A 14,406-nucleotide genomic window follows, 5' to 3' on the forward strand; every position below is an offset into this window, starting at 1 on the left:
AGTGGTCGCCTGATTGTCGTACTGGCACACTGGGGCCTCATGTCTGATGGCCTTCCCCCCGTTTCCGGCGCCGACGGAAGTGGCGCCGAATTCCCCGCATCCGAGAAGTCGGAGAATCTCCGCACCACGGAGGTCGACCTCGGCGGCCTGGTGGGCGTGCTCGCCACGCACCTCTACTCGACGCCACTGGTGGCACTGCGCGAACTCGTGCAGAACGCCCACGACTCGCACACCCGGCGCAGGCTGGAGGACCCGGAGGGCGACTACCGGCCACTGATCCGGGTGACCGGCGACCCGGCCGCGCGGACGGTGGCGATCGAGGACAACGGGGCCGGACTGACCGAACCCGAGATCCACGCCTACCTGGCCACCGTCGGCACCGGCTACACCCGGATGCTGCGCGACCTGACCGGCAACCAGGAACTCATCGGCGCGTTCGGACTGGGCTTCCTCTCCGCGTTCTCGGTCGCCGAGGAGGTGACCGTCACCACCGCCTCGCACCGCGAACCGCACGCCGCGCACACCTACCGCAGCCGCGGCGGCGAGCAGTACAGCGTCGAGGCGGCCCCGCCCCGGCCCGCGCCCGGCACCGTGGTGACGCTCCGGCTCAAGCCCGAGCACGCCCACCTCGCCGACCAGGAGGCGCTGCGCGAAGTCCTCGCCCGGTACTGCGTGCTGCTGCCCATCGAGGTGTTCGTCGGCGACGACGAGCAGGCCGTCAACAACGTCGTGGTGCCCTGGCGGCAGGACGTCCCCGGCTCGCCCCACCTGCACCGGATGCGCTTCGCCACGGCCTTCGCCCGCAGCTTCGAACCGCTCACCGCCTTCCCCGTGCAGCCCGCCGAGGACCGCTCCGACGCCGTCGGCCTGCTCTGGGTGCAGGACGGCGGCACCTACGGCTCCACCGACAACCGCGACCTCGCCGTCTACCTGCGCGGCATGCTGCTCGCCGACGACGCCCGCGACCTGCTGCCCAGCTGGGCCGGCTTCATCGGCGGCGTCGTCGAGTCCACCCGCCTCACCCCCACCGCCAGCCGCGAGGACCTCCAGCGCGACGAGCACTACCGGGCCCTCCAGCAGGTCCTCGCCGACGCCATCGTCGACGGCCTGTACGAGACCGCCCGGCTGCACCCCGCCGCCTGGCGGCGGATCCTCACCCGGCACGGCCAGGAACTGCTCGGCGCCGCCCTCTGCGACGACCGGCTGTTCACCCTGCTCGCCGACGACGTTCCCGTCCCCACCTCGCAGGGCGAACTCACCGCCGGCGCCCTGCGCGCCGCCGGCGACGGCGCCGTGCACGTCGCCCTCGGCAGCGGCGGCGGCTTCGAGGAGATGCTGTACCGCGCCATGCAGGTGCCGATCGCCCGCGGCGACCGGTACGCCGTCCTGCCGTTCCTGCGCCGCTACGCGCAGCTGCGGGACTGCCGGATCGTCGAACTCGGCAGCGAGAGCGGCAACCGCGAACTGTTCCGCGCCCCCGACCTGCCGCTGCCCGCCGAACAGCACGCCTGGCTGAGCGCCGCCCTCACCGACGACGGCGAACAGCTCGTCCCGGCCCGCTTCGACCCGCCCGGCCTGCCGCTGGTGCTGGTGCCCGACCGCGAGGCCGAGCTCAAGGCCCGGATCGAGGACGACCGGGCCGACGCCCGCATCCCGTCCGCCGCGCTGCGCCTGGCCCGGGCGTTCACCGCCCGCACCGACGGCACCGTCCAGGCCCGGCTCTACCTCAACCTGGCCTCGCCCGCCGTGCGCGACCTGCTCGCCGCCTACCGCGACGGCCACACCGGGGCCGCCACCGCCGCCGCGCTGCTGCGCTCGCTCAAGGTGATCATGGCGGCGGCCTCCGGCTCGGCCGGCGGCGACCTGACCGCGGCCCTCGGCGGCATCTCCACGGCGGTCGCCGCGCTCACCGTCGCCGTCCCCGCCGACGGCCTGTCGGTGGTGCCCGACACCATCTCCGCAGACACTCCGCAGGGGGACGAGGAACGATGACCACCGACATCTGGTCCTGGGTGCACGACACCCACCGCCAACTCGTCGAGTCCGGCCAGCACCGGCTGGCCGACGCGCTCGCCGAGATCGCCGGCCACGCCGTCGAGGGCCGCAACGAGCAGCTCGACGCCATGTACCCCGAGGCGCTGGCCTCCGCCCGCGCCCTCGGCCTGCCCTGGGTCGAGGTCTTCCTGCGGCACTGGCGGCTGCAGAACCTGCTGAACAAGCGCAACCAGGGCGAGGCCGCGATGTCCGAGGCGGTGTCGCTGCTGGAGTTCGCACACCGCGAGGAGACCGCCTCCTGCCCCCAATCGGTGTGCGCCGTCCAGGACTTCACCATCTGCCACGCCAACATCGACGGCCCCGGCTACGTCCCCGAGCGGCTCGCCGTGCTGGAGGAGACCCTGGAGCGGGTCGAACCCGCCCGGGCCTGCTTCGACTGCCTGTCCCGGGAGTACGCCGACACCCTGGAGGACGACGGCCGCCCCGCCGACGCGCTGACCCACCTCGACCGCGCGCAGACCCGGATCCGGGCGGCCGGCGAACAGGTCTCGCTGGCCTTCGTGCACAGCCGCACCTCCGCCCTGCACCGGCTCGGCCGGCACCAAGAGGCCCTGGACGCCTACGACACCGCCGAGCGCGCCCACGTCGCCGCCGGACAACGCCTCGACGACGACGACCGCCGCAAGCTCCGGGTCGGCCGCGCCCTCCAGCACGCCGCCCTCGGCCGCGCCGCGACCGCCCTCGAACTGCTGCCCGCCGCCGAAGAGGCCGACCGCTACCCCGACATCCGCCACCGCTGGACCGCCGCCGTCGAACTGCTGGTCGCCGCAGGGGAGTTCCCCAACGACGCCGCGCTCGGCGCCCGGCTCGCCGAGTGGGCCGGCGAACTCGACGCCGCCGGCTCGCACCGCCCCTGCCTCACCACCGTGCTGGCCGCCGGCCGGCTCGCCCTCGCCCGCGGCGCCCGCGAGGTCGCCCGCACCCTGGCCCGCACCGGCGCGCGCAAGCTCGGCCAACTGCGCCGCACCGACGGCGTCGCCGAACAGGTCGCCGACCTGCTGGCCGCCGCCGAAGTTCTGCCGCACCCCGAACTTCCCGTCCCCGTGGGTGAGTTGCCGCAGTGGCTGGCCGAGAACCGCCCCGAGCCGGAGACCGGCGCCGACCTGCTGGCCGCCGCCCTCGCCACCGCCGAGGCACCCGACACCGTCCTGGTGCTCAACCTGGCCGGCGCGCTCGGCGCCCTCGGCCACACCCGCGCCGTCACCGAACTGCTCTGGGCCCAGCTCGAACTCGACCCCGGCAGCGACTACCTCACCGGCATGCTCGGCCAGCTGCTGATCGACGCCGAGGACGGCGACGGCATCGACCGGCTCGCCGACCGGCTCTCCGCCGACCCCGGCGACGCGCACTGGCTGCGCGCCCGCTGGGCCGCCGCCCAGGGCCGCTGGGCCGAGGTCGGCGAACAGTGCGCCGCCGTCCTCGCCCACGAACCGGACGCCCTCAACACCCGCCGCCTCGCCGCCACCGCCGCCACCCGCCGCGGCGACCACGTCGAGGCCCAGCGGCTCTACCAGGAACTCCTGGAACACGCCCTCGACCCCGCCGAGGCCGACGAGGACGAGCAGCACCGCACCGTCCAGCCCCCCGACCTGTGGCACCTCATCACCGCCGCCACCGCCAACCGCGACTGGGCGGCCGTCCGCGCCGCCGGCACCCGCCTGGGCATCGAGTTCGACGCCGACAGCGGCCCGGTCGACGAGGAGTGGCAGCTGATCGAGATCCGCGCCCCCCGCCACAACGGCACCACCGTCGACCTGCCCGCACTGCGCACCGGCCCGGCCACCGCCCGGGTGCTGCCGGTGCTCGGCGACGACCACGACCTCAACCACGGCGACGTCGTGGTGTTCTCGCCCGCCGTGCTCAACGACCGCCCCGAGCCCGGCCAGGAGGACGACTGGCACCCGGTCTTCGAACACCTCGCCCTGCTCGACCCGGCCGGCTTCACCACCTACTGGATCGACGGCTGCTGCCCCGACAACGACACCTGGTACGCCCTGCGCGACGCCCTCCAGGAAGCCGGGTACGCGGTGTGGGCCTACAGCGGCGACCAGTACCGGGTCACCGACCCGCACCACGAGGACGAGACCCTGCCCGGCGTCTACGCCGCGCTCGGCGTCCCGCCGACCGCCTCGGCCAAGGAGGCCGACGCCCTCCTCGCCGACCTCACCGCCCACTGGCCCCACCCCCTCGCCTGGCCCGCCCTCGCCGACGCCGCCGGCGTCGACCTGGACCGACACCGGAAGATCGTCGAGGACTACGGCCTGTAGCCCGCACCACCGCCGCCCTTGGTTCGGAACTCCCGGACCACGGGCGGGCACAGCTCTGCTCCCGGAACGGGTCGGCCTGTCGGCCGGGACAGGTACGGTGGGAATCTCAGGCGTCTGGACGGACACCACACGCGAGCGAGGGAGCCGGGCATGAGTGCGCAGCCGATCGCGTACGGCGACGTGGACCACGAGGCGGCGCTGAAGTATGCGGTGCAGCTCATCGACGACCGGTGGGCCCAGGTCATCGAGGGGCGAATCGTTCTGATGTCACCGATGTGGGACCACGAACGACTCGTCGCCCGGATCCGCCGGCAGCTCGACGCCCGGGTCGACGAGCTCGGCTGCGTGAGCGGATCCGGCAATCTCGACCTGCCGGGGTCCCCGAACTGGTACCTGGCCGACATCGCCGTCGTCCCGGACGACCTCGCCGCCGGAGCCGGCGCGCTTACTCCCGACCAGACCCTGCTGGTCGTCGAGGTCACCTCCGAGTCCAATGGCGACACCGACCGCGTCACCAAGCGCAAGCGCTATGCCCAGTACGGCGCGCCGCTGTACCTGCTCGCCGACCGGCAGAGCCGCGAGTGCACCCTGTTCTCCGAGCCCCACGACCTGGGCTATGCAGTGGTGGACGGTCCGCACCCGTTCGGTGTGGCGATCAGGCTGCCGGAGCCGTTCGGGCTGGTGCTGGACACCTCGAGGTTCTGAGGTCGTTCCAGCTCGGCCCGGCGGGAGTGGGCACCCCTTGTTCGCACCGTCGGGGGCGATCGGGCAAGGTGGAGCCAGTAGGCAGCCCGACCGGGCGGCTGCCGGGGTGGCGGAGGAAAGCACCGTGTCCGAACGCAAGCCGGAGGGCGCACCTGCGCAGGAGGCGCCGCCCACCGAAGGGCTGCTCGGTCCGGACGCCCCGCCCATCGAACGGACCGTCAGCGTCCCGCACGCACCCGAGCCCGCGCAGACCGAGGGGCTGCTCGGGCACACGGCCGCCCAGGAAGCCGCCGGGGCCGTCCGCGCCCGCAACCCGCTCGCCCAGGACACCCTCACCCCCGAGGAGTGGAACGCCGCCGGCTACACCCCCGCGTACGGCCTGGACCTGACCGAACTGCACAAGGGCGCCCCCGGCGACGCCCCCTGGCCGGACCGGATGCGCACCCTGCTGCGCACGCCGATGGCCGAGCGCCCCGCCTTCGAACGCACCCCGCGCGAACTGCACCCGGCCGCCGGTGCGCAGACCCAGCGCAACGTGCCCCGCATCCTCGACCTGTCGCTGCGCATCGGCGAACTGCTGCTGGCCAGTGGCGAGGCCGCCGAGGACGTGGAGGCGGCGATGCTCGGCATCGCCCACGCCTACCGCCTCGACCACTGCGAACCGCAGGTCACCTTCACCCTGATCTCGATCTCCCACCAGCCCTCGCTGATCGACCCGCCGGTCACCGCGGACCGGGTGGTGCGCCGCCGCACCTCCGACTACACGCGGCTGGCCGCCGTGTACGAGCTGGTCGCCGACATCACCGCGGAGAAGGTGACCGTCAACGACGCCTACCGGCGGCTCGCCGAGATCCGCCGCAACCGGCACCCGTACCCGGCCTGGCTGCTGTCGATGGCCACCGGGCTGCTGGCCGGCGCGGCGTCGTTCCTGGTCGGTGGGAGGGTCGACAGCAAGGCCTGGCTGGTGTTCGGCGCCGCGTTCGCCGCCGCCGTGGTCGGCGACCGGCTGGCCTCGTTCATCGCCCGCCGCGGGCTGCCCGAGTTCTACCAGTTCGTGATCGCCGCGATGCCCGCCGCGCTCTGCGGCATCCTGCTCTCCTTCAACGAGCTGCACCTGCGCGGCTCCGTGGTGATCACCGGTGGGCTGTTCGCGCTGCTGCCCGGACGCGCGATGGTCGCCGCCGTGCAGGACGGCCTGACCGGCTTCTACATCACCGCCGCCGCCCGGCTGCTGGAGGTGATGTACCTGGTCGCGGGCATCGTCATCGGCGTGATGCTGGTGCTGTACATCGGCGTCAACTACAACGCCAAGCTGCGGCCCGACGAGTCGATCGGCGGCACCACCTCGCCGCCGGTCCAGCTGCTCGCCGCGATGGTGCTGGCGCTGGCCTTCGCGATGCTGCTGCAGACCGACCGGCGCTCGCTGCCGATGGTGGTGCTGAACGCAGGCATCGGCTGGTCCACGTACGGCGTGCTGGTCTACAACGCCGGGATCTCGGCGATCGTCGCCACCGGCCTGGCCGCCGGCCTGGTCGGCCTGTTCGGCCAGCTGCTGGCCCGCTTCCAGGCGTCCTCCGCGCTGCCGTACGTGACCGCCGCGATGGGCCCGCTGATGCCCGGTTCGGCGCTGTACCTGGGCATGCTGGCGTTCGCCCAGGGCCACGCCTCCAGCGGACTGGTCTCCGCCAGCCGGGCCGTCGCGCTGGCGCTGGCGCTGGCCATCGGCGTCAACCTCGGCGGCGAGGTGGCCCGGCTGTTCCTGAAGAACCCCGGCGCCAGCGACCGCGACGCCCCGCACCTGCTGATCCCGCGCCGGGCCGCGAAACGCACCCGAGGCTTCTGACCCGGCGGCCCCGCGGACGAACCGAACCCGAGATCGAAGGCACCACCCGATGCTCAGCGCACTGCTCGACGGCTACCGCCACCACATTGTGGACGCCCACAAGCAGCCCCTGTTCCTACTGCTGGTCGGGTTCATCTCGTCCTTCGTGTTCATCCGCTTCAGCACCCGGATGATCCGCGCCAAGGTCCGCTGGTGGCCCGGCAACATCACCCCCGGCGGACTGCACATCCACCACATGGTGTTCGGCCTGGGCTTCCTGCTGCTCGGCGGCATCGGCGTCTTCGCCACCAACGGCGGCCACCCCTGGATCGACTGGTTCGGCCTGTCCTTCGGCATCGGCTGCGGCCTGGTGCTGGACGAGTTCGCGCTGATCCTCCACCTGGACGACGTCTACTGGAGCGAACAGGGCCGCAAGTCGGTGGACGCGGTGATTCTCGGCATCCTGCTCACCGCACTGCTGCTCACCGGCTACGTGCCGCTCGGCCTGGTGCCCAACCAGAGCACCCGCTGGGGCGTGGTCGCGGTGATCGCCGGCAACGCGCTGGTCAGCCTGATCGCACTGCTCAAGGGCAAGGTGTGGACGGGACTGCTCGGCATCATGGTGCCCGGCCTGTCCTGGATCGGCGCGATCCGGCTGGCCCGCCCGTCCAGCCCCTGGGCGCGCTGGCGGTACGCCGACCGGCCCCGCCGGATGGCCCGCGCCGCCCGGCGCGAACGGCGGCTGCACGCCCGGACGGACCTGGCGCGCACCTGGCTGTTCGACCTGATCGCCGGGGCGCCCGACAAGGTGCCGGCCGGCCACCCCAAGGCGCACGCGGTGGCCGAACGGATGGCCGCCCGGGCGCTGGCCCACCGCCCCACCGCGCTGCCGCCCGGCGGCCGGCGGGCCGCCGCGCCCGCCACCGACCCGGCCCGGCGGGCCCGCGCCCAGCGCCGCCGCCGCACCGTCCGGGCCGGGCGGCCGCGCACCACCGCGACCGGCAAGCCGCCGCAGCGGGCGCGCTGACGCGGCGGCGGGGCACGGGCTGGGCGGGCCTTCGGCGGGCGGTGCGGCCAGGCGATCGACGGTGCGGCCGGGCGGGCGGTGCGGCCGGGCGGTCGGCGCGCTGATGCGGCGTCGGATGGCGGAGCGGGCGGCATGCGGCCGGTAGGGTTCGTGACCGACCCACCTGCTTCGCGCGGCCCCGTCTTCCGACAATCGGACATCTCACTCGGGTGGCTGCATGGCGATGGCGCTGACACCGTGTCAGGTCTGAGAATCTGACGGTGCGTGGCCGAATTGTCACGTGATGGGACAGTCGGTCGATTCCTCCGGTCGATTGTCGGACCGTGCCGAGGAAGGACCGTCATGCCGCGCAGACTCCTCCCCGCCCTCCTCCTCGCCTCCGCCGCCCTGCTCACCCTGCTGCCCGCCGCGAGCGCCCCCGCCGCCGTCCCCGCCGTCCGGCTCGCCGACGACCCGGACGACGAGGCGTACCCGTCCGCCGAGGAGGTCGCCAGGGCCAAGGCCGACGCCGACACCAAGGCCGCCGACGCCACCGCCCTGGAGGCCAGGCTCGCCGCCGCCCGCACCGACCTCGACCGGGCCGGGCAGGTCGCCGAGCAGGCCGTCGAGGTGTACAACGGCGCCCTCGCCCGCCTCGCCAAGGCCCAGCAGGCGGCGAAGGCCGCCGCCGGCCGCGCCGTCGCCGCCGAGGCCGCCCGCGCCCGGGCCGCCGACCGGGCCGCCGGGCTGGTCGCCGAGATGTACCGTCAGGGTGCCTCCCCGCAACTCGCCGCACTGGACGCCCTGTTGGGATCCCGCGGCCCCGCCGAGCTGTCCGCGCAGGCGACCGCCGTCGGCATCGCCGGCACCCAGACCCGGCAGATCCTCGACGACGCCACCGGCACCGCGAAGGCCGCCGCCCGCGCCGCCGCCGAGGCCCGCACCGCCGAGGCCACCGCCCGGACCGCCGCCGAGACCGTCCGCACCGCCAAGGACGCCGCCCAACGGCGGCTCGCCGACCAGGAACGCCAGGTCGCCGAGATCGGCAGACGCCAGGAGGCCCTGCTCGCCGAACTCGCCGCGGCCCGCGACACCAGCGTCGACCTCGAACGCCAACGCCAGGAGGCGCTGGACGAGATCGCCCGCCGCGAGGCCGAGGAGGCCGCCCGCCGCGCCGAGGCCGAACGCGCCGCCGCCGCGGCCCACCTGCACCCCGTCCCCGACCGCGAACAGCCCTGGTCCGCCGAGGGTGCGGCGGCCGCCATCGAGTTCGCCCGCTCCGTCATCGGCCTGCCCTACATCTGGGGCGGCGAAGGCCCGCAGGGCTACGACTGCTCCGGCCTGACGATGATGGCCTGGCGCAAGGGCGGCAAGAACCTCACCCACTTCGCCGCCGACCAGTACGCCGAATCCACCCACGTCAGCTACGACCACCTCCGCCCCGGAGACCTGGTCTTCTGGACCAAGACCGGCCGCGCCGCCGACATCTACCACGTCGCCATCTACATCGGCGACGACCAGATGATCGAGGCCCCCCGCCCCGGCACCGACATCAAACAGGCCAGCCTCTGGATCATGGGCCGCCCCGACTTCTACGCCCGCCCCTGACCGGATCGGCAGAAGTCCGCCCGGACTCCGTGCGGGTGACGCACACTGAAGCCGGTGGCTCACGAACCGACCGCTTCACGGCGCCGCAGCGAACACGGAGATCCGGTGACCCTCGACATACAGCCGCTCGACCCGGACCACGCCTCCGAGCGGCAGTTGGCCGACTACCACGCGATGCGGGCGGCGGCCGTGGCGGCGGACTTCCCCGAGGACCCGCCGCTGACCTACGCCTCGGCGATCGGCCGCCTGCGCACCCCGCCGGTCGAGGACGGGCCCTGCCGCTTCTGGATCGGCACCCTGGACGGACGCCTGGCCGGTTCGGTCCGGGTGGCGCTGCCCGAGGACTCCAACAGCGGGATCGCCCAGGTCGAGGTCCATGTGCACCCGGAACTGCGGCGTCGCGGCGTCGGAACCGCGCTGCTGCGGGCCGCGATGCCCGCCGTGCTGGCGGCCGGGCGCGGCACCGTCCTCGGTCAGCCGATGAAGCCCGACTCCGCAGGCGCCGCGTGGGCGGCGGGCCTCGGGTTCGAGGTGACGCACAGCATGGTGATGCAGGTCCTGCTGTTCGCGGAGACTCCCGCCCGGCTGTGGGAGGTGCCCGTCCCGGCCGGCTACCGGCTGGAGCAGTGGACGGGGGAGACGCCCGAGCGGCTCGTCGAGTCCTTCGCCGCGGCCCGGCAGGCCATCGAGGACGCCCCGTCGGGCCGGACCGCCTACCGGCCGACCCGCTGGACCCCGGAGCGGATCCGCGAGGCCGACCGCGAGCTGGCGGAGGCCGGCGCGGAGCAGCGGGTCGTCGTCGCCGTCGAGGCCGCCACGGGGCAGGTCGTCGGCGTCCACGTCGTGCACAACTACCCGCACCGCCGGGAGATCGGCTACATCCACGACACCTCCGTACCGGCCGCGCACCGCGGGTACGGGCTCGGCCTGGCGATGAAGGCCGCCATGTCGCGACGGATCGCCGACGAGCGGCCGGACATGGAGCGGATCTGCACCACCACGGCCACCGTCAACACCCACATGATCGGCATCAACCACGCGCTCGGCTACGAGACGGCCCGGACCATGAACTGGGTCGAGACCGCGGCGGCTGGCCTCGCCGGGAGGCTGGCGGAGCAGGACCGGTGAACGGCGGCCCGCTGGTCCGCCCAGAGCCAACTGACCGGCGCGTACTGCTCCTTGAGCGCGTTGCAGGCGCGGGCCGGGCCGGCCGGGGCGGTCTCCACCGCGGCGGGGAGGGCGGTCAGGTCGGCGGTGGAGAGCCGGGCGCGTTCATGGCGGGCGTGGTTCCCAGTGCTGCGGACGGCTTCTGACGTGGCATCGGGGAGCGGCGGCGGAGGGAAATTCGGGTGACGGGTACCGGGGCCGGACGTACCGTGGCCGGATGGGCAACGACACGCAGCAACCCGCTGACCAGGGCATTGAGATCCGGCCGATCACCCGTGACGAACTCACCGTGTGGGACAGGGCGATCGCCCGGGGCTTCCTGCGGCCGCACGTCGCGGTCGCGAAGGAGTGGCGCGAGGTCATCTTCGAACCGGGGCGGATGCAGGCGGCGTTCGACCACTCCGACCCGACGCCGGTGGGGCCGCGCTGCGTGGCCACCTTCCTCAGCTACGACACCGAGCTGACCGTCCCCGGCGGCGCCCGGCTGGAGGTGGACGCGGTCACCGGCGTCACCGTCAACTCCACGCACCGCCGGCGCGGGCTGCTCAGCGGCATGATGCGCAACGACCTGGAGGCCGCCCGGGAGCGCGGCCTGTCCGCCGCGATCCTGATCGCCGCCGAGTACAACATCTACGGCCGCTTCGGCTTCGGCCCCGCCACCCGCGGCGGCGGCTGGCGGGTGGACGTGCTGCGCAGCGGCGGCCTGCGGGCCGGACTGCCCGTCCACGAGGGGCACCGGATCGACTTCGTCACCCTGGAGGAGGTCCGCAAGTACGGCCCCGAGCTGCACGAACGCTGGCAGGGCACGCAGTCCGGCGCGATCGGCCGCCCGGCGCGCTGGTGGCAGCTGCGCACCGGCGAGATCGAGCTGCCCGGCTTCGAGTGGAAGGAAGGCTTCACCGCCCTCCACCGCACCGCCGACGGCACCGTCACCGGCCTGATCAACTACACCGTCGACGAGAAGTTCGACGGCGCCTACCCGGACTGTCCGCTGAACGTCCGGGACTTCCTCGCGCTCGACCAGCAGACCGCCAACGCCCTGTGGAAGCTCGCGTTCTCCGTCGACTGGGTGCGTCACGTGGTCGTCCCCGCCCTGCGGCCCGACGACCCGCTGCCGCTGCTGCTGAACGACCCGCGCGGCGCCCGCCCGCACGAGGACGACTCCGACTTCACCTGGCTGCGCCTGCTCGACCTGCCCGCCGCGTTCGCCGCCCGCAGCTACCAGGCCGTCGGCCGCCTGGTGCTGGACGTCACCGACCCGTATGGCTGGACGACCGGCCGCTGGGCGCTGGAGACCGCCGCCGACGGCACCGGCCGACTTGTTCCGACCGAGGAAGCGGCCGATCTGGCACTCGGCGTCGGTGCGCTCGGCACTCTCTACCTGGGCGCCGAGACCGCCACCCGGCTCGCCGACGCCGCGCTCCTCACCGAGCTCGCCCCGGGGGCCGCCGCCCGGGCGGACGCACTGTTCCGCGCGGCCCGTGCCCCCTGGAACCCCGACAGCTTCTGACCGGCCCTATTCGGCGGGAGGCTGCTTGACGGCGGTCTTTCCGATGGTCGGCAGAATGAAATCCTGAATGAGTCCCTTGGCGTCCCGGACGATCGGCCGGAATATCCGGTAACGGGAGAGGTTGATCACCCGGGCCGCCATGGGGGTCGACCGGCGGACGAATTCCCGGGTGCGCTCGGTGTCCTCGGTGCGGTCGAAGACCCAGTAGAGGACGACGACCATCAGGTGCAGCCACAGGACGTCGGGCAGCAGCTCGACCAGCTCGGCGTCCAGCTTGGGAGCGAGTTCGGAGCCCTGCAAGACCTCGCGGAACAGCTCGACCGCGGTGGCCCGGGCCGGGTGGGACTCGTTGGAGAACGGGCTGAGCGAGCTGGTCGGGTCGGCGGCGGTGCGGAAGAACTGCGCGGAGAACTCGTGGTACGGGGCCGCCGTGTCGAGCCAGGAATTCAGTGCGATTTCCAGCCGGGTGGCGAAATCGCGGGTATTCGCCATGCGCTTCCTGGCGTCCGCCGCATGGTCGTACGTCATTCGGTCGTAGAAACCCTGAATGAGAAATTCTTTTGCCGAGAAGTAGTAATACGCATTTCCGACCGAGACGCCCGCCTCGGCGGCGATCGCCCGCATCGTGGTCTTCTCGTAGCCGCGTTCCTGGAACATCCGCATCGCGGTCTCCAGGATCAGGGCCCGAGTGGCCTCGCTCTTGTCGGTCTTCGGCTGGGCCCGGCCGCCGGCAAGTTCGGCGGCGGGCACGCCGGTGCCCGGGTCGTTCCGGTCGCTCGCGCTCTCCACGTCGCCCGACCCTACCGGGCCCCCGTCGGGCCGTTCCCGGTCGTTTCCTGGCACCTTCGCCCCGCCTGCCATTCGCTTCGCCCCAGTAGTCAGCTGTGAAAAACGAGCCTAGCCCGGACCGGGACAACTCCGGACCGGGAGGGCGAAACGGTACCGGACGGGCGGCCCCGGTGCCCCCCAGCACCGGCGTGCCACCCCCCTGCCCCCGACCTGCCGTCCACCGGCCCCCCTGGCGGGCGGACGGACCCCTCCTCGGCCGGAAGTCCTGCGATTTCGAACGCGTTCAAAATCGCTCGTGGATGACTCTAGGGCACTTCTTGAACGTGTTCAACCCCCGGCGTGTGGAAAGCTGACGACATGCCCGCCACCCTGCGCGAAGGCGGCGCACCCGACGCCGCCGCCGTCGCCGCCCTGCTGACCGCAAGCCGCCGCAGCGCCTACGCCGGACTCGTCCCGGACGCGGCACTCGCCGCCGACAGCGCGCAGACGATGCTCTGGGAACTGCGCCTCGCCGCGGACTACGGACCGCCCGCCGACACCCCCACCCTGCTGCTCGCCGAAGACCCGGACGGCACCCTCGCCGGCTTCGCCTACCTCGTCCCGGACGGCGGGGTCGTCCGCCTGGAACAACTCCACGTCCACCCCGACCGCACCGGCGCCGGCCTCGGCACCCGCCTGCTGCACGCCGCCCTCGCCCGCCACCCCGAACGGCCCGTCCGCCTCGACGTCCTGGCCGCCAACCACCGCGCGATCGCCTTCTACGAACGCCACGGTGCCCACCGCACCGGCCACGGCACCGCCCACTTCCCGGACGGGACGGCGCTGGCGGAGTACGAGTACGGCTGGCGCTAGCCGCTGCGCGCGGCGGGCTCCACGGGGCGGGGCGGGGCGCGTGCGGGTGGCGCTGCGCGCGGCTGGTTCCGTGCGGCGTTGGATCGGGTGTGGGGCGAGGGTCGGGCGGTGTGGGCCGGGGCCGGGGTGCGTGGCGCTGCGCGCGGCCGGCTTCGTGCGGCGTTGGATCGGGTGTGGGGCGAGGGTCGGGCGGTGTGGGCCGGGGTCGCGGTGCGTGGCGCTGCGCGCGGCCGGCTTCGTGCGGAAGCCGGCGGCGGATACCAGGGCGGGTCGGTCCGAGCCGGGGTTGGCGCAGGGCGCGGCGGACGTCCGGCGCTGCGCGGCTGCCCACTGCGCGTCGCTCTGAAGCGGGCCGCCCGCTGCGCGCGTGGCCGGTGCTCGACCGGTAGGTCGTTCCGTGCGGGCCCGGGTTAGCGCAGGCGGTGGCGGGCGTTCGACGGCGCTGCGCGCCTGCACGCCTGCCCGCTGGGCCCTGATCCGAGGCGTGGTCGCTCGTTGTCCGCCAGCTCGCCAGCTCGCCAGCTCGCCGCTGCGCGGCTGGTTCGCTGCGCGTTCGCCTGCTGTGGGCTTGCTTGAAGCGTGGCCGGTGTTCGACCGGTCGGTCGTTCCGTCCGGGTCCGGGCCC

10 protein-coding genes are annotated in these 14,406 nt (G+C 73.8%); 9 read left to right on the forward strand and 1 reads right to left on the reverse strand.

All coding sequences use genetic code 11. The features are described from left to right. Positions 1-39 precede the first annotated feature (39 nt). The 8 genes from AMK19_RS02230 (at position 40) to AMK19_RS02265 (ending at position 12,140) form a co-directional block, all read left to right on the forward strand. A complete protein-coding gene (locus AMK19_RS02230; RefSeq protein ID WP_073807578.1) occupies positions 40-1,992 on the forward strand; it encodes an ATP-binding protein in 1,953 nt (650 codons plus the stop codon). Beyond that, complete coding sequence (locus tag AMK19_RS02235; RefSeq protein WP_073807579.1) at positions 1,989-4,322, forward strand: tetratricopeptide repeat protein; 2,334 nt, start codon at positions 1,989-1,991, stop codon at positions 4,320-4,322. Before AMK19_RS02230 ends, AMK19_RS02235 begins: the two co-directional genes overlap by 4 nt. 150 nt (positions 4,323-4,472) lie before the next feature. Next, complete coding sequence (locus tag AMK19_RS02240; RefSeq protein ID WP_073807581.1) at positions 4,473-5,027, forward strand: Uma2 family endonuclease; 555 nt, start codon at positions 4,473-4,475, stop codon at positions 5,025-5,027. 124 nt (positions 5,028-5,151) lie between these two features. Then, positions 5,152-6,870 (forward strand): threonine/serine ThrE exporter family protein, encoded by a 1,719-nt coding sequence (locus tag AMK19_RS02245; RefSeq protein ID WP_083646491.1) that lies wholly within the window; start codon positions 5,152-5,154, stop codon positions 6,868-6,870. A 49-nt stretch (positions 6,871-6,919) separates the two neighbouring features. After that, entirely contained in the window at positions 6,920-7,876 is a 957-nt protein-coding gene (locus tag AMK19_RS02250) for a hypothetical protein (protein WP_073807584.1), read from the forward strand. 342 nt (positions 7,877-8,218) lie between these two features. Beyond that, a complete protein-coding gene (locus AMK19_RS37895) occupies positions 8,219-9,463 on the forward strand; it encodes a C40 family peptidase (RefSeq protein WP_073807586.1) in 1,245 nt (414 codons plus the stop codon). A 105-nt stretch (positions 9,464-9,568) separates the two neighbouring features. After that, a complete protein-coding gene (locus tag AMK19_RS02260; protein WP_073807587.1) occupies positions 9,569-10,591 on the forward strand; it encodes a GNAT family N-acetyltransferase in 1,023 nt (340 codons plus the stop codon). Positions 10,592-10,847: 256 nt separating this feature from the next. Further along, complete coding sequence (locus tag AMK19_RS02265) at positions 10,848-12,140, forward strand: GNAT family N-acetyltransferase (RefSeq protein WP_073807589.1); 1,293 nt, start codon at positions 10,848-10,850, stop codon at positions 12,138-12,140. A gap of 6 nt (positions 12,141-12,146) precedes the next feature. Here AMK19_RS02265 and AMK19_RS02270 read toward each other — a convergent pair whose 3' ends face one another. Beyond that, positions 12,147-12,929 carry a TetR/AcrR family transcriptional regulator gene (locus AMK19_RS02270; protein ID WP_073807590.1) on the reverse strand — a complete coding sequence of 261 codons (783 nt, stop codon included), beginning with the start codon at positions 12,927-12,929 and terminating at the stop codon, positions 12,147-12,149. A 357-nt stretch (positions 12,930-13,286) separates the two neighbouring features. On the opposite strand from AMK19_RS02270, the gene AMK19_RS02275 reads away from it, so the two are divergent. After that, on the forward strand, positions 13,287-13,781 hold the full coding sequence (locus AMK19_RS02275; protein ID WP_073807592.1) for a GNAT family N-acetyltransferase: 495 nt from the start codon (positions 13,287-13,289) through the stop codon (positions 13,779-13,781). Positions 13,782-14,406 lie beyond the last annotated feature (625 nt).

This window comes from Kitasatospora sp. CB01950 (assembly GCF_001905465.1).
GTDB lineage: Bacteria > Actinomycetota > Actinomycetes > Streptomycetales > Streptomycetaceae > Kitasatospora.